The sequence below is a fragment of the Micromonospora sp. NPDC048835 genome (genome assembly GCF_040649995.1).
GTDB lineage: Bacteria > Actinomycetota > Actinomycetes > Mycobacteriales > Micromonosporaceae > Micromonospora.
The window spans coordinates 41,461-56,643 of the sequence record NZ_JBEZGM010000006.1 but is presented as its reverse complement, the minus strand read 5'-3'; the positions used below and the strand labels follow the sequence as shown (position 1 = coordinate 56,643).

Here is a 15,183-nt window from a genome sequence, read left to right as displayed (position 1 = left end):
CAGGTCCGGCCGTTCTTGCGCGGTCCGGCCGGCCGTCGTGCGTACCGTCGTTGCCACTGCGAGCGCCGTTGCGGCCGTCCGAGCCGCGGCGGGTGTCGGCGATGAGTGGCGCTCCGAGTACCTGTCGAGTTGTCCCACGTACGGGGCGCGGCAGTGTTCGGGGCCCGGAGGTGCTCCGCTCCCCCTCGCTCACCCGCTTCCCGGAAACACGAAAATGCTGCATAATATCCCTTATGCATGACAAAAAGGACGAATCGCTCGGGGTGCTGATCGAGGAGTTCCTGACCGCTCGGGCCACCCGCAAGCCCTCCCCGCACACCCTGGCCGCGTACCGCAGGGATCTGCACACGGTCGCGGCCCTGGTCGCGGAGGCCACTCCCCTCCCCCTCGACGCGCTGTCGATCACCGACCTCTCCCCCCGGGTGATGCGGGCGGCCTTCGCCCGGTTCGCCGCTCCCCGGGCTCCCGCGTCGGTGCACCGGGCCTGGTCCACCTGGAACACCTTCTTCACGTTCCTGGTCGCTGACGGGTTCGTGGCGGGCAACCCGATGCCGGCGGTCGGGCGTCCCCGGGCGCTACTCCCCCAGCCGAAGCCGCTGCGCGGCGCGGACACCCCCGAGGTGCTGCTCGCGTCCGTCGCGCGCGACGAGGGTCGGCAGCGGGACCCGTGGCCGGAGCGGGACGTGGCGGTGTTGGCGGTGGCGCTGTGCGCCGGGCTGCGCCTGTCGGAGCTGCTGGCGTTGCGGGTCGACTCGCTCGGTGGTCGGCCCGGTGAGCGGCGGGTCGAGGTGGCGGGCAAGGGCGGGCGGCCCCGGGTGGTGCCGATCGAGGCGGACCTGGATCGGGTGCTGCGGGACTACCTGGACAGTCGGGTGCGGCGCTTCGGTGCGCGGTCGGTACGCCCCGACTCGGCGTTGCTCGTGGATCGGCGTGGTGAACCGTTGCGCCGTGGCGGCCTGCAGTATCTCGTCGAGTCGTGTTACCGGCGGGCCGGCATCGGTGACCGGGTGCCGCGTGGTGCGCGGTTGCATGCGCTTCGGCACACCTTCGCCACCCGGTTGGCGGAGGACGGTGCGAGCGCGGCGGAGATCATGCGGTTGTTGGGGCACGCGTCGTTGGCGTCGTCGCAGACGTACATCGAGGTGACGGCCGGGCAGCAGCGCGACGCGGTCCGCGCGAACCGGACCAACCGCGCGCTGGCGGGTCTGGTGCGGCCGGAGTGAGGGTGGTCAGTGTGCGCGGTGGCCGGTGCCGTCGGCGGTGACGGGCAGTGGGCCGAGGACCGCGTTGATGATGTGGATGCGGGCGTTGGTGGCCTGGTAGTCGGCGCAGACCGTGTCGGCGCGGTCGCCGAGGCGGGCGGTGGGCCCGGTGCGGGTGACGGTGACGGTGACGCCGTCGAGGGTGGTGGCGGTGCCGGCGGTGGTGAGGTCACCGATCGGGTGGGTTCCGGTGATGAGGTGGGCTTTCAGCAGGGTGCGGAGCTGGTCGGTGTGATGGGTCATGAGGTCGTCCCAGTTGTCCTCGGAGAACGTCGCGGCGAAGGCGTCGTCGGAGGGTGCCAGGACGGTGACGCCGGCGGGCAGGTCGGTGCGGACGCCGCTGGCGCGCAGTGCCGCTTCGAAGGTGGTGAGGGTGGGGATCCAGCGCAGCGCCGCCTCGACGGGTTGACCGGCGAGGAAGCTCGGGTTGCCCGGCTCGGTGCCGGTGGGCAGGGCGGCGCAGAGTGGCCCGGTGACCTGGGGTGCGGCGGTCACTGGCGCGGTGTCCGCGCGGGGGGTTGCGGGGCTGCCGGTGCAGGCGGCGAGCAGCAGTGTCGGCACGAGGAGGAGCCCGAGGGCCCGGAGTCGGGGGTGTCGCGGTGGGGTGGCGGGGTGCGACACGGCGGCCTCCACGGGTACGGGGGTTGGTGGGTTCTCGGGTGCCGGCGGCGGGGGCGGGGCCCGCGCCGCCGGCACGACGGTTCGCTAGTTGTCGGTCACAGTGCCGCGCACTGGGTGGTGCGGGGACCCCTGACGGTGTTGGCGATGCCGAGGTTGTGCGGGGTGGGGTTGTTGCCGGTGCAGGTGAGCGGGCCTCGGATGGTGGTGCCGGCCAGCACGGGTGTGTCGGTGCCGGTGGTGTTGGCGGACAGGTCGACGGGCCCGGCGATGGTGGTGTCGATGATGGAGATCGCGTCGGTGGTGGTGATGCGGAGCGGGCCGTTGACGGTGCTGTCGGCGAGCAGGATGCCTGCGGCGCCGGTGGCGGTGAGTGGGCCGCTGACGGTCGTGCCGGTGGTGACGAGTGCCGCGCCGGCCCGGACGGTGACCGGGCCGTTGATGGTGGCGTCGTCGGCGCAGGTGAAGCCGGTGACGGTCAGGGGTCCGTTGCGGCGGCCGGTGAGGGTGGGGTAGACGCGTTCGCCGTCGGTCAGTTTCTCCACGCCCTTGGCGTCCAGGAGCAGTGGGATGAGGCCGCGTTCGGGTTGGTTGAGAGGTACGTAGTGGTCGTCGCCGATGGTGATGACGGTCCAGCCGTGGGCGGCGATGCGTTGGGCGACGGTGGTGCCGACGCCGCCGGGGCCGTCGGTGCGGGCGCCGTGGTACTGCGCGTCGGTGAGTTTGTAGGCGCAGGGTGGGTTGTCGAGGATCAGGTCGGTGGGGGGCGCGTCGAGTGGTGGTGGGCTGTCGCCGGGGTGGGGTGCGGGGTGGGCGGGGATGGGGCGGGAGCCGCGGAAGACCAGCCGGCCGGTGTTGGCGGCCTGGGAGGTGATGGCGGTGTTGCGGGCGTTCAGGATGTCGGCGCGGTCGGCGCGGTGGTAGTCGAGGAACTGCTGGAACGTCCACAGGGCGGAGTAGGTCTTGCGGCGTCGGTTGTTGGCGGTGTTGCCCTCGTCGGGGCGGGTCTGGCCGCCTGCGCTGCGCAGTTCGAGCAGGGAGTTGGTGACGTTCTTGAGCCCGAGGGTGTTGCGCAGGATGGTTTCCTCGCTGAGGCCGACGTTGCCGCCGCCTTCGCAGCCGTAGGGGCAGGCCCACCAGCCGGCTTCGGCGCCCTTGGCGTACATGTGGCCTTCGATCATGTCCTGGGACTGGTCGAAGATGGGTTGGGCGACGTTCTGGTGTCGGGGTGGGAGCATCGGCAGGTCGCCGGCGCGGGAGTTGCCGAATTCGTGGCCGTCGTAGCCGGCGACGGGTCGGTAGTCGCGGACCATTTCGATGTACGCGGTGGTCTCGGGTTGGCGGATGAGGGAGTAGTCGCGGTTGAGGTCCTGGCCGGTGGAGTTGCCGCGGGTGTTGTTGGCGCGGCCGTCTCCGTTGATGGTGGGGACGATCAGGACGGTGGTGTGGCTGAGCAGGTCGGTGATGCGGGGGTCGGTGCTGAAGGCGAGTTGGCGGGCCATGATGAGGCAGGCTTCGCGGTCGCCGGGTTCGTTGCCGTGCACGTTGCAGTTGATGGCCACGGGTGCGGTGGCGGCGACGGCCTCGGGTGTGGCTGGTGGGGTGGGGTGGCCGATGACGAGCATGTTGATGGGTCGGTTCTGGACGGTGCGGCCGAGTTCGACGACGCGTACGCGGTCGCTGAGGGTGTCGATGGCGGCGGTGTAGGCGTACTCGTCGGTGTCGCTTGTGTACTGCGCGGCGTGGGTGGTTTCCCATTGGGTGCGCAGGTTCTCGCCGGGGGTGTCGGGGTTGCCCCAGGGTGCGGTGGTGGTGGCGGTGACGGGGTCGGAGTAGGGCTGTTCGGTGGTGCCGGTGCGGGCGCGTACCCGCCATTGGAAGGTGTCGCCGGGGTGGTAGCCGGCGTCGGCGAAGGTGGGTGCCTGTTGGTTGATCTGGCGGTTGGGTCGCCAGATGCCGACGATCGTGGGTGCGCCGGTGGGGGTGTTGGTGGCGTCGACGGGGGTGCGTTCGATCTGGTAGTCGGTGGCGCCGTCGACGGGTTGCCAGGCGAGGGTGGTGTATCCGTCGGCCTGGTTGGCGGTGAGGGTGGTGACCTGCCCGGGTGCGGCGGCGCGGTGGGCGTTGGCGGGGGTGGGTGCGGCGGTGAGGGTGACGGCGATGAGGGTTGTCACGGCGATGGCTGCGGGTCGCTGGTGTCTCATGTGGCCTCCGACGAGGTGATCGTGGCGCGTGTCGACCAGCATGATCGTCGGAGTTCGTCGATGCAATGATCTTGAGGGAAACTTGCGCTCCCCCGCCGCGCGTGGCGGCGTGTCCGGTGGTCAGCCGAGGTCGACCAGCAGGGGGCGGTGGTCGGAGATGGTCGATGGTGGGGCGGTGACGGCGCGTACCGGCGGGAGGTCGGCGAGGGCGTGCCGGTCGGCGAGGATGTGGTCGAGTTGGACGCGGGGTTGCCCGGACGGGTAGGTGGGGCGGCGGCCCAGGGGGTGCCAGCCGGAGATGAGGCGGGCCGCGCCGGCGGGCAGGTTGAGGTCGCCGAGCAGGATGCGGGGGGCGGGCAGCGCGCGCAGGGCGCGGATGGTCTGGCGGAGTTGGCGGGCGTTCCAGCCGGGCACGAAGGACAGGTGGGTCGCCGCGACGGTGAGGGGGCCGTGTGGGGTGTCCAGGACGGCGGCGAGGACCACGCGGGGTTCGTCGTGCAGGAGGATGAGGCCGCCGCGGGGGCCGGGCACGTAGACCGGTGAGCGCACGGGTGCCGGTTTGAGTCGGGTGACCTGCCAGCTACGCACGGGGTATCGGCTGATCAGGCCGATGCCGTAGCAGGGTTCGCCGTGGCCGTCGTCGTCGTGGCGCAGTGGGCGGAACTGTTCGCCGGGGGTGCCGACGACGGCGGCGGCGAAGCGGTGGTGCGGTGCGTCGAGGGCGCGGGCGGCGATGGCGGTGAGGTCGAGGTCGCCGCTGCGGGGTTGGTCGCGGTCGACCTCCTGTAGGGCGAGGACGTCGGCGTCGAGGGCGCCGATGGCGGCGGTGAGTCGGGTGGGGTCGACGAGTCCGTCGGTGAGGGATCGTCCGTGCAGCATGTTGAAGGTGGCCAGGCGCACTCCTGCACCTTACGTGCCCGTGGCATGGTTGCCGGGTGGTGAAGGTGTTGCTGTGCTCGGTGCTGGTGTTCGTGGCGGTCGGGGCGTTGGGGGTGTGGTTGCGGCGTACGCGGGGTCGGTGAGCGGGTGAGGCTGGCCACTCGGGTGCCGGTGGGGAGTGTCGCGGTGGGCAGAATGGCGGCCCGTGGACGCCATGACGTTGAGTACTCTGCTGGCCGCCGCGGCGATGGCCGGGTGGGTCGATGCCGTGGTGGGCGGTGGCGGGTTGTTGCTGCTGCCGGCGTTGCTGGTGGCCGCCCCGGGGTTGCCGGTGGCCACCGCGCTGGGCACGAACAAGTTGGCGGCGATCTTCGGTACGTCCACGGCGGCGGTGACGTACGCCAGGCGCACGACCGTCGACTGGCGGGTGGCGGGGCCGGCGGCCGGGTTGGCGGTGCTCAGTGCGGGGGTGGGCGCGGTGTTGGCCGGGGCGGTGCCGGCGTCGGCGTACCGGCCGGTCGTGCTGGTGGTGTTGGTGGCGGTGGCGGTGTTCGTGTTGCTGCGTCCCCGGATGGGGGTGGTGGCGGTGCCGGCGAGGCGGACTCCGGTGCGGGTGGGTGTGGTGGTCGCGGTGGCCGGGGTGGGCATCGCCCTCTACGACGGGTTGATCGGTCCGGGGACCGGGACGTTTCTGGTGTTGGCGTTCACCGCTGTGGTCGGGGCGGACTTCGTGCACGGTTCGGCGATGGCGAAGGTCGTCAACGCGGGCACGAACCTGGGTGCGCTTGTGGTGTTCGGGGTGACCGGGCACGTGTGGTGGTTGCTGGGTGCGGGCATGGCGGTGTGCAACATCGCCGGCTCGGTGCTGGGGGCGCGGATGGCGTTGCGGCGCGGCTCCGGGTTCGTGCGGGTGGTGTTGCTGGTGGTGGTGGCGGCGTTGGTCGTGAAGCTGGGCCACGACCAGTGGGTGGCCTAGGACCTGCGGCTGGGTGAGTCGAAGCGTCCGGCGCGGATCTCGCGTAGGGCGCGGCGGCGGGTGTCGCCGCGCAGGGTGTCGACGTAGAGCCGCCCTTGTAGGTGGTCGGTCTCGTGTTGCAGGGCGCGGGCCAGGAACCCGCTGCCGGTGATGGTGAGGGGCTCGCCGTTCTGGTCGACGCCGTGGGCGGTGGCGTGCAGGGCCCGCACGGTCGGGAAGTACAGCCCGGGGATGGACAGGCAGCCTTCCTCGTCGTCCTGGAGCTCGTCGGACAGCTCCAGGGTGGGGTTGATGAGGTGGCCGCGGTGGCCGTCGGCGTCGTAGACGAACACCTGGGCGCTGACGCCGATCTGCGGTGCGGCGACGCCGGCGCGGCCGGGCTCGCCGAGCAGGGTGTCCATCAGGTCGGTGACGAGGGCGCGCAGCTCGGCGTCGAAGCTGGTGACCGCTTCGCATTCGGTGCGTAGGACGGGGTCGCCGATGATCCGGATGGGCCGCATGGTCATGACCGGCAGCTTATCGCCGACGGCGGGTTCAGCGGCCGGCCAGGGTGGCGCGGATCGGGGTGACCTTCGCGGCGGCTTCGGCGACCTCGGCGGCGGGGTCGCTGTCCCAGGTGATGCCACCGCCGGCCCAGGTGTGCAGGTGGTGGCCGTCGGCGGCGGCGGTGCGGATGGTCAGGCCGAGGTCGACGCGGCCCGGGGCGACCCAGCCCAGCGCGCCCATGCTGGCGCCCCGGCCGACGGGTTCGAGGGCGTTGATCTGGGTCAGCGCGGCGTGTTTCGGTGCCCCGGTGACGGAGCCGCCGGGGCAGGTGGCGCGCAGCAGGTCGGCGAGGCCGAGGCCGTTGGCGGCGGCGGCGCGCACTGTCGACTCGGCCTGCCACAGGTCGCACCAGCGGCGGACGGTGAACAGGTCGTCGACGGTGACGGTGCCGGTGCGGGCGACGCGGGCGAGGTCGTTGCGTTCCAGGTCGACGATCATGATGTGTTCGGCGCGTTCCTTCGCGCTGGTCAGCAGTTCGGCGCGGCCGGCGGCGGTGGCCGGGCGGGTGCCTTTGATCGGTCGGGTGATCAGGTGCCCGTCGGTGACCTCGACGAGGGTTTCCGGGGAGGCGCAGCCGATGGCCCAGCCGTCGCCGGTGAGGACGCCGCCGTAGCGGGCGCCGGGTAGCGCGCCGAGGCGGGCCAGGGCGGGCAGCGGGTCGCCGGTGTAGGGGGCGGCGGCGTGCCCGACGAGGTTGGTCTGGTAGACGTCGCCGCGGCCGATGGCGGCGCGGACCGCGTCGACGGCGGCGGCGTGCTGCTGGGGGGTCCAGCTCTCGGTCCACGCACCGAGCCGCCACGGTCCCGGTGGGGTGGGTCGGGTGGTCGGGGTGCGGCCGTGTTCGTACACGACGACGGCGAGGTCGGGCAGTGTCGGCGCGGGTTCGGGTGCCCCGGTGGGCGCGCCGGCCAGCAGCGCTCCGGCGGCGGCGGACAGGTAGAGCGCCGCACCGCAGACGCCGGTGGCGGCGTGCGGGTGCGCGGGGGTGGGCCGGGACAGGTCGTCCAGGGGTAGGCCGTGCGCGGCGAGGAACTCCTCGGCGAGCGCGGCGGGGTCACCGCCGTCGCCGCGGTGCCAGTGCAGGCGGGCGCGTTCGGTGCGGGCGCCGCCTCGGCACGCGGCCGGGGCCCCGGGCGCGTCGATCGACGCCGACAACACCTGTGGGAGCGTTTCCACGCCGTATGGTCCGACCTTCCTCATCCGTTCAGTGGATTTCCGGTGCGACAGACGGGCACCTGCTCGATGTTGGACACTTTCGCTTGGTACTGTGCGTCACTGGTCATGTGAACCATGACACAGTGCCCCCACAGTCCGGAGAACCCGATGTGCCAGCACCAACCGACCTGCCCCTCCGCTGAAGCCACCGACCGGGAAGCCGCGCGAGTGCTCGCTTGCTTCCGTGAGCAGGGCTGGAGCCTGCTCTGCAATGGTGTCATCGTCTTCGAGGACACCGGCGAGTTGCTCCCCGACGGCAGCAGCATCGCACCGCACCGAGGCCCCGCCCGCCACGCCCTCGTGGCCTAACCGACCACTCAGCGTCACCGACTAGCCGCCGTCGACCCGGCCAAGTCCCCCGGTAAGGGACACCACGCCCAGGTCGCCGCGGCTGCCGGGGCGGCTCGCAACCGCCCGCCCCGGCATGCCCGTCGCCAAGCTCAGTCTTCGAACGCCTCCGGCGACGGGCACGAGCAGACCAGGTTCCGGTCGCCGTACGCGCCGTCGATGCGCCGCACCGGCGGCCAGTACTTCCCGGCCCGGTCCACCCCGGCCGGGTACGCGCCCACCGACCGCGGGTACGGGTGCGGCCACTCGTCACCGCTGACCATCGCCGCGGTGTGCGGCGCGTTCGCCAGGGGGTTGTCCCCCGCCGGCCACTGACCCGAGGCGACCTGCTCGATCTCCGCGCGGATCGCGATCATCGCGTCGCAGAACCGGTCCAGCTCGGCCAGGTCCTCGCTCTCGGTCGGCTCCACCATCAGCGTCCCCGCCACCGGGAACGACATCGTCGGCGCGTGGAAGCCGTAGTCGATCAGCCGCTTCGCCACGTCGTCCACGCTCACGCCGGTCGCCTTCGTCAACGGCCGCAGGTCGAGGATGCACTCGTGCGCCACCAGGCCCTTGTTGCCGGCGTACAGCACCGGGAAGTGCCCGCGCAGCCGCGCCGCCACGTAGTTCGCGGCGAGGACCGCCACACCTGTCGCCCGGGTCAGCCCCTCGGCGCCCATCATCCGCAGGTACGCCCACGGGATCGGCAGGATGCCCGCCGACCCGTACTTCGCCGCCGAGATCGCCGGCGTCGCGTCGACGTGCGCGCCCAGCGGGTCGCCGGGCAGGAACGGCGCCAGGTGCGCGCGGACCGCCACCGGGCCCACACCGGGGCCACCGCCGCCGTGCGGGATGCAGAACGTCTTGTGCAGGTTCAGGTGCGACACGTCCGCCCCGAACTTGCCGGGCTTGGCGAACCCGACCAGGGCGTTGAGGTTCGCCCCGTCGACGTACACCTGCCCGCCGGCGTCGTGGACCTTCGCGCACAACGACGCGATGCCCGTCTCGTAGACGCCGTGCGTCGACGGGTACGTCACCATGATCGCGGCGAGCGCGTCCCGGTGCTTGTCGATCTTCGCGTCCAGGTCGACGAGGTCGACGTTGCCGTCGTCGTCGCAGGCCACCACGACGACCCGCATGCCGGCCATCACCGCCGACGCCGCGTTCGTGCCGTGCGCCGACGACGGGATCAGGCACACGTCGCGGTGCGTCTCACCCCGCGACGCGTGGTACGAGCGGATCGCCAGCAACCCGGCCAGTTCGCCCTGCGAACCCGCGTTGGGCTGCACGCTGACCGCGTCGTAGCCGGTCACCTCGGCCAGCCACGACTCCAGCTGGCCGATCATCTCCCGGTACCCGGCGGTCTGCGCGTCCGGTGCGAACGGGTGGATGTGCGCGAACTCCGCCCAGCTGACCGGCTCCATCTCGGTGGTCGCGTTCAGCTTCATCGTGCACGACCCGAGCGGGATCATGCCCCGGTCCAGGGCGTAGTCGAAGTCCGACAGCCGCCGCAGGTAGCGCAGCATCGCCGTCTCCGAGTGGTGGCTGCGGAACACCGGGTGGGTGAGGAAGTCGCCGCCGCGGGTCAGGTCGGCCGGCAGGGCCGCGTCCACGTCGCCGTCGAACGCCGGCACCCCGAACGCCGCCCACACCCGCGCCAGGTGCGCGTCCGTCGTGGTCTCGTCGCAGGACACCCCCACCCGGTCGGCGTCGACCAGCCGCAGGTTCACGCCCCGCTGCGCGGCCGCCGCGACGACAGCCGCCGCCCGGCCCGGCACGCTCGCGGTGACGGTGTCGAAGAACGCGACGTCGGCGACGTCCACGCCGCCGGCGCGCAGCCCGGCCGCGAGCCGCGCCGCCATGTCATGGGTACGCGTCGCGATGTCCCGCAACCCGTCCGGCCCGTGGTAGACGGCGTACATGCCGGCCATCACCGCGAGCAGCACCTGCGCGGTGCAGATGTTGCTCGTCGCCTTCTCCCGCCGGATGTGCTGCTCCCGGGTCTGCAACGCCAACCGGTAGGCCGGGTTGCCGTCCACGTCACGCGACACCCCGACCAGGCGCCCGGGCAGCATCCGCTCCAGGCCCGAACGCACCGCCAGGTAACCGGCGTGCGGCCCACCGAATCCCATGGGTACGCCGAAACGCTGGGTGGTGCCGGCGGCGATGTCCGCCCCGATCTCCCCCGGTGCGCGCAGCAGCGTCAACGCCAACAGGTCCGCCGCGACCGTGACCAGGGCGCCGACGGCGTGCGCCGCCTCGACGAGACCCGCGTGGTCACGCACCGCCCCGGACGCCCCCGGGTACTGCAGGTGCAGACCGAAGAACTCCGCCGGCAACTCGTCGCGCCCGACGTCGAGGACCCGCACGTCGATGCCGAGCGGCTCGGCCCGGCTGGTGATCACCGCGATGGTCTGCGGCAGGGCGTCGGCGTCGACGACGTACACCGGGCTCTTGGTCTTGCAGGCCCGGCGGGCGAGGGTCATCGCCTCCGCCGCCGCGGTGCCCTCGTCGAGCATGGAGGCGTTCGCGGTGGCCAGGCCGGTCAGGTCGGTGACCATGGTCTGGAAGTTCAGCAGCGCCTCCAGGCGGCCCTGGCTGATCTCCGGCTGGTACGGCGTGTACGCCGTGTACCAGGCCGGGTCCTCGAGGACGTTGCGGCGGATCACCGCCGGGGTGTGCGTGCCGTGGTACCCCAGGCCGATCATGGAGACGGCGACGGTGTTACGCGCCGCGAGGGCCCGCAGCTCGGCGATCGTCTCGGCCTCGGTGGCCGCCTCCGGCAGGTCGAGGGTGCCGTGCCAGCGGATCACCTCGGGGATCGCGGCGTCCATCAGCTCGTCGATCGAGTCGTGCCCGACGACCTCCAACATCCGACGCTCGTCGTCGGGGCCGGGACCGATGTGACGGGTGGCGAACTGCTCTACGGTCATCAGGGGCACTCCCGGGGCGAGGTCGACGTGTCGGCCTCCCCCTCTGTCGCACCCACAGGGGCGCTCCACAGTGCCTGCCCACGAGGTCCTTTTGCCTGAGAGGTTCCGGGGAGGATTTGCCCCTTCGGCGCCGCCCTGCGTGCTGTCGGGCGGTCTCTCCCACGTGGGTGTTACCGGCGTTCCCAACGCTACCAGCGTTGGTGTTTCCGGCAGATGTCCTACCCCGGCCGCCGGCCAGGGCCGGCCGTCACACCCCCAGCGGAGTCCCGGCGCCGACCCGCGCGGCCACCTGCGGCAGCACCACACCCAACGGGGCGTCGACGCACACGGTGGCGTGGCCGTCACCCCGGGTCGGCCCCTGGTTGACGATCGCGACCGGGATGCCCCTTTTCGCGGCCCGAATCACGAAACGACGCCCCGACATCACCGTCAACGACGACCCCAGCACCAGCACCGCGCGGGCCTGCTCCACGGCCGCGAAACACCGCGCCACCCGCTGCGGCGGCACCGTCTCACCGAAGAACACCACGTCCGGTTTCAACATCCCGGTGCCGCAGATCGCGCAGTCCACCGTCCGGAACGCCGCCACCTGCCCATCAGGGAGATCAACATCACCGTCCGGGTTGACGGCGTCGGCGCGGGCCACGAAGTCCGGGTTGGCCTCACGCAGCCGCCGGTCCAGCTCCTCCCGGGAGGTCAGGTTGCCGCAGTCCAGGCAGGTCACCTCGTCGAGGCGACCGTGCAACTCGATCACCGACGTGCTGCCGGCCGCGCCGTGCAAACCGTCCACGTTCTGGGTGATCACGGTGTCGACGAGCCCCGCGTGTTGCAACCCGGCCACCGCCAGGTGCCCGGCGTTGGGCGCCGCGCCCGCGACCAACCGCCACCCCAGATGACTGCGCGCCCAGTAGCGCCGCCGGGCCAACGGATCACGGGTGAACGCCTGGAACGTCATCGGCGTGTGCCGCCGCGCCACCCCGCTGGGCCCCCGGTAGTCCGGAATACCCGACTCGGTGGACAGGCCGGCACCGCTGAGCACCACCACCCGACCACCGGCCACCAGCGAGGCCAACCCGTCCAGACTCTCCATCACCTCTCCATGCTGCCTCAACCCACCCACCAACGCCGAACCCCGCACCGGCCGGCCGGTGCGGGGTTCGGCGGCGGTCACGCCGGCACGACGTCGGCCACGACGCAGGCGACGTTGTCCGGGGCACCCTCGGCCCGCGCCAGAGCGATCAACTCCCGCACCGTGTCCTGCGGCGTCGCGGCAGCCACCAACGCCGAGCGCAGGTCGGCCCGGTCGACGACCGCGGACAGCCCGTCGGAGCACAGCAGATACCGGTCACCGGGCAGCGCGGTACGCAGCGCCAGGTCCGCCTCGACCTGCCGACCGCCACCCAGGGCGCGCACCAACACCGCGCGCTGCGGGTGCGTCGCCGCCTGCTCCCGATCGAGCCGCCCCTGATCCACCTGGGCCTGCACCCAGGTGTGATCCTGCGTGAGCAGGGACAACTCACCGCCGCGCAGCAGGTACGCGCGGGTGTCACCGACGTGCACCACCGCCAGCCGGGAACCACTGAACAGCAGCGCGGTCACCGTGGTGACCGGCTGGTCGGCGTCGGTCGCCAACCCCTGTACGGCGCGGTCCGCGTCGCTCACCGCACCGGCCAGCACCGTCAGCAGGTCGGCGGCCGGCACGTCGACGACGCCCAACGGCTTAAGGGCGTCCACCGCGGCGGCGCTGGCGGCCGCCCCACCGGGCCCCCGCATGCCGTCGGCCACCACCAGCAACCGCTCACCGGCGTACGCGTTGTCCTCGTTGCTGTCGCGCACCAGCCCGGTGTCACACCCGGCGGCACAGCGCAGCACCACTGGGGAATTCAGGTCAGACACGGTGGTACCCCCTTCAGACAGGTGGTCCACGAGGAGAGTGGCGAGCCGGGCGCGCGCCGCGGTGTCGGCACTCACCTCCCGCCAGTACGCGGCGATCGCCGCAGCCGCCGCCGGGGGCTCCAGAGCACACACGGCCCGGACCGTCGCCAGCGGCATTCCGAGCCGGCGCAGCTGGGCGACCAGCCGCGCCACCGGCAGCTGCACCGGGTCGTAGAGCCGGTAGCCGGACTCCGGGTCGACCGCCGCCGGCACCAGCAGCCCCACCCGGTCGTACAGGCGCAACGCCTTCGGCGTCAGCCTCGCCGCCCGGGCGAACGCCCCGATGGTCATCAGCCCCACGTCGACATCCTCCTCGTGCCGGCCACGGCGACCGGCACCCGCCACCCTCAGGCTTACCCGAAGGTCAAGGTCAAGCCGCCCGCCCCGACACCCCCGGTAGGTTGGACGCATGCGCGTCGTCATCGCCGGAGGCCACGGCAAGATCGCCCTGCTGCTGCAGCGTCACCTCGTCGGGCGCGGCGACACCGCCGTCGGCCTCATCCGCAACCCCGAACAGGCCGCCACCCTGCGCGCCGCCGGCGCCACCCCCGTCGTCTGCGACCTGGAACACACCGACGTCGCGCACCTCGCCGCGCACCTCGAGCACGCCGACGCGGTGGTCTTCGCCGCCGGCGCCGGCCCCGGCAGCGGCGCCGCCCGCAAGGACACCGTCGACCGGGCCGCCGCCGCGCTGCTCGCCGACGCCGCCACCCGCGCCGGAGTGCACCGCTACCTGCTCGTCTCCTCGATGGGCGTGGACACACCACCCGCCCCCGGCGGCGACGACGTGTGGGCGGCGTACCTGCGCGCCAAACGCGCCGCCGAGGACGACCTACGCGGCCGCGACCTGGCCTGGACGGTGCTGCGACCCGGCCGGCTCACCGACGACCCACCCACCGGACAGGTCACCCTCACCCCCCACGCCGGCCGTGGCGCGATCAGCCGCACCGACGTCGCCCACGTCCTCGCCGCCCTCCTCGACGAACCACGCACCACCGGCGCGACCCTGGAACTCGTCGACGGACCCACCCCCATCGCCGAGGCCGTCCGCGCCGCCATCACCTGACGCGAAGCCCCGGGCCGGGCTGTGCCGGGCCGGGGCTGTGCCGGGCCGGGGCTGTGCCGGGCCGTCCCCCGCTCGCCCTGTCCTACCGTCGTGATCGACTCGGTTTCCTTGATGTCGGGGTGTTGGCCCGCTTCCGACACCCCGACTTCCGTGATGTCGAGTCGATCAAGCGGACGTGGGGTGAGTGGAGCGCGCGGCAACCAGCACCGGCCCACCCGGCACCGTCGGGAACCGGCGGACACCACCCAACCCCGCCCCCGCCAGCACCTGCGCCATCCGGTCCGCGTCGAAGGCGTTACCGCCGTTGCGCACGGCGTTCCACCTGTTGACGGCCGCCCGCAACGGATCCTCGGCCGGCGGGTTGGTGCCCGCCACCAACCACCCACCGGGTCGCAGCGCCTGCACCAGCCGGGGCAACGCCACAGTCAACGTCTGCTCAGGAATGAACGGCGCCGGCACCCACACCAGGTCGTAACCGCCCGGCTCGGCCACCTCCGCGACGTCCTGACGGCGCAGACTGATCCGGTCCGCGACGTCACCCGCCTCGGCCAGCTCCCCGCGGGCCAGGTCCAACGCGCGCGCCAACACGTCGATACCCACCACCGACGCCCGGGGCAACGCGCGCGCCAACGCGACAGCCAACGCCGCCACCCCGGTGCCCACGTCCAGCACCCGGCCGTCCGCCCCGCCCAGACGCTCCGCCAGCCCTGGCAACTCGGGCACCACCCGGGTGGCCAACGCGCGGCCCGTCGCCGCCGACGCGCGCCCCTGATGCAGCAACACCTCGTCGGTCACCTCCGCCCACCCGGCCCCACGCGGCCCGGACGGCTCCTGCGCCGCCGCGGCGACGGCCTGCCGCAGCGAACTCAACCGCGCCTGCACGGCGCTGCGCCCGGTCGGCCCGTCAGCGGCCACCAACGACGGGTGCGCGAGATGCACCCCACCATCCCAGGAGAGCAGACCAGCAGCCTCCAACACGGCGCTGCGATGTGGTGACCCCACGAGAACCTCGGCGAGCGGAGCCGACAGGGCATCACTCATGGTGCCGACCGCGGCCGCCAGAGCCCACGCCGACGCCTCCAACGCGGCCAACGGGTCCGAAGAGCCGCCGGGCGGAGACGGTGAGACAGACACGGCGGCACCCTTCCCAGGGGCGGGCCACGGGTCAGCCCCGCTCGTGGGTCACGAACCCCGCCTGGCCCCTCCGACTATGCCACCG

Annotated in this window: 13 protein-coding genes and 1 riboswitch; of the genes, 4 read left to right on the top strand and 9 right to left on the bottom strand. The window is 72.8% G+C overall.

Annotated elements, in window-relative coordinates; translation table 11 throughout:
* Nucleotides 1-233: 233 nt before the first annotated feature.
* Nucleotides 234-1,223 (top strand): tyrosine-type recombinase/integrase, encoded by a 990-nt coding sequence (locus AB0C15_RS09495; RefSeq protein WP_357350441.1) that lies wholly within the window; start codon nt 234-236, stop codon nt 1,221-1,223.
* A gap of 6 nt (nt 1,224-1,229) precedes the next feature.
* Here the strand turns inward: AB0C15_RS09495 and AB0C15_RS09490 are convergent, their stop codons facing one another.
* The 3 genes from AB0C15_RS09490 to AB0C15_RS09480 form a co-directional block, all read right to left on the bottom strand.
* Nucleotides 1,230-1,883: a fasciclin domain-containing protein gene (locus tag AB0C15_RS09490; protein ID WP_357350439.1), complete on the bottom strand. Its 654-nt coding sequence runs from the start codon at nt 1,881-1,883 to the stop codon at nt 1,230-1,232.
* 95 nt (nt 1,884-1,978) lie between these two features.
* On the bottom strand, nt 1,979-4,084 hold the full coding sequence (locus tag AB0C15_RS09485) for a M14 family zinc carboxypeptidase (protein ID WP_357350437.1): 2,106 nt from the start codon (nt 4,082-4,084) through the stop codon (nt 1,979-1,981).
* A 120-nt stretch (nt 4,085-4,204) separates the two neighbouring features.
* Complete coding sequence (locus tag AB0C15_RS09480; RefSeq protein ID WP_357350435.1) at nt 4,205-4,984, bottom strand: endonuclease/exonuclease/phosphatase family protein; 780 nt, start codon at nt 4,982-4,984, stop codon at nt 4,205-4,207.
* A 193-nt stretch (nt 4,985-5,177) separates the two neighbouring features.
* On the opposite strand from AB0C15_RS09480, the gene AB0C15_RS09475 reads away from it, so the two are divergent.
* Nucleotides 5,178-5,939 carry a TSUP family transporter gene (locus tag AB0C15_RS09475; protein WP_357350834.1) on the top strand — a complete coding sequence of 254 codons (762 nt, stop codon included), beginning with the start codon at nt 5,178-5,180 and terminating at the stop codon, nt 5,937-5,939.
* Here AB0C15_RS09475 and def read toward each other — a convergent pair.
* Nucleotides 5,936-6,445, bottom strand: coding sequence for a peptide deformylase (gene def, locus AB0C15_RS09470; RefSeq protein WP_357350433.1), 510 nt, complete (start codon nt 6,443-6,445; stop codon nt 5,936-5,938). The two genes, AB0C15_RS09475 and def, sit on opposite strands and share 4 nt — an antisense overlap.
* Nucleotides 6,446-6,473: 28 nt before the next feature.
* Entirely contained in the window at nt 6,474-7,712 is a 1,239-nt protein-coding gene (locus tag AB0C15_RS09465) for a chorismate-binding protein (RefSeq protein ID WP_357350832.1), read from the bottom strand.
* A gap of 96 nt (nt 7,713-7,808) precedes the next feature.
* Here AB0C15_RS09465 and AB0C15_RS09460 point away from each other — a divergent pair, with 96 nt between their 5' ends.
* Nucleotides 7,809-8,009 carry a DUF5999 family protein gene (locus AB0C15_RS09460; protein ID WP_007460326.1) on the top strand — a complete coding sequence of 67 codons (201 nt, stop codon included), beginning with the start codon at nt 7,809-7,811 and terminating at the stop codon, nt 8,007-8,009.
* A gap of 131 nt (nt 8,010-8,140) precedes the next feature.
* Here the strand turns inward: AB0C15_RS09460 and gcvP are convergent, their stop codons facing one another.
* The 3 genes from gcvP to AB0C15_RS09445 all read right to left on the bottom strand — a co-directional run bounded on the left by gcvP (nt 8,141) and on the right by AB0C15_RS09445 (nt 13,198).
* A complete protein-coding gene (gene gcvP / locus AB0C15_RS09455) occupies nt 8,141-10,963 on the bottom strand; it encodes an aminomethyl-transferring glycine dehydrogenase (protein WP_357350431.1) in 2,823 nt (940 codons plus the stop codon).
* Nucleotides 10,964-11,036: 73 nt separating this feature from the next.
* Nucleotides 11,037-11,135: riboswitch (glycine riboswitch) on the bottom strand.
* 75 nt (nt 11,136-11,210) lie between these two features.
* A complete protein-coding gene (locus AB0C15_RS09450; RefSeq protein ID WP_357350429.1) occupies nt 11,211-12,053 on the bottom strand; it encodes an NAD-dependent protein deacetylase in 843 nt (280 codons plus the stop codon).
* Nucleotides 12,054-12,130: 77 nt separating this feature from the next.
* Nucleotides 12,131-13,198 carry a MerR family transcriptional regulator gene (locus AB0C15_RS09445; RefSeq protein ID WP_357350427.1) on the bottom strand — a complete coding sequence of 356 codons (1,068 nt, stop codon included), beginning with the start codon at nt 13,196-13,198 and terminating at the stop codon, nt 12,131-12,133.
* 109 nt (nt 13,199-13,307) lie between these two features.
* Between AB0C15_RS09445 and AB0C15_RS09440 the strand changes: the two genes are divergently transcribed.
* The gene (locus AB0C15_RS09440; RefSeq protein ID WP_357350425.1) at nt 13,308-13,964 is read left to right on the top strand and encodes an NAD(P)H-binding protein; all 657 of its coding nucleotides are present in this window, start codon (nt 13,308-13,310) and stop codon (nt 13,962-13,964) included.
* Between the two features lie 165 nt (nt 13,965-14,129).
* Here the strand turns inward: AB0C15_RS09440 and AB0C15_RS09435 are convergent, their stop codons facing one another.
* Nucleotides 14,130-15,098 carry a methyltransferase domain-containing protein gene (locus tag AB0C15_RS09435; RefSeq protein WP_357350423.1) on the bottom strand — a complete coding sequence of 323 codons (969 nt, stop codon included), beginning with the start codon at nt 15,096-15,098 and terminating at the stop codon, nt 14,130-14,132.
* Nucleotides 15,099-15,183 lie beyond the last annotated feature (85 nt).

Excerpts from the sequence above, each read along its gene's own strand:
- AB0C15_RS09485 (WP_357350437.1), bottom strand. The coding sequence starts at position 4,084 with ATGAGACACCAGCGACCCGCAGCCATCGCCGTGACAACCCTCATCGCC.
- AB0C15_RS09460 (WP_007460326.1), top strand. The coding sequence starts at position 7,809 with ATGTGCCAGCACCAACCGACCTGCCCCTCCGCTGAAGCCACCGACCGG.
- AB0C15_RS09475 (WP_357350834.1), top strand. The coding sequence starts at position 5,178 with ATGACGTTGAGTACTCTGCTGGCCGCCGCGGCGATGGCCGGGTGGGTC.
- def (WP_357350433.1), bottom strand. The coding sequence starts at position 6,445 with ATGACCATGCGGCCCATCCGGATCATCGGCGACCCCGTCCTACGCACC.
- AB0C15_RS09450 (WP_357350429.1), bottom strand. The coding sequence starts at position 12,053 with ATGGAGAGTCTGGACGGGTTGGCCTCGCTGGTGGCCGGTGGTCGGGTG.
- AB0C15_RS09440 (WP_357350425.1), top strand. The coding sequence starts at position 13,308 with ATGCGCGTCGTCATCGCCGGAGGCCACGGCAAGATCGCCCTGCTGCTG.
- gcvP (WP_357350431.1), bottom strand. The coding sequence starts at position 10,963 with ATGACCGTAGAGCAGTTCGCCACCCGTCACATCGGTCCCGGCCCCGAC.
- AB0C15_RS09495 (WP_357350441.1), top strand. The coding sequence starts at position 234 with ATGCATGACAAAAAGGACGAATCGCTCGGGGTGCTGATCGAGGAGTTC.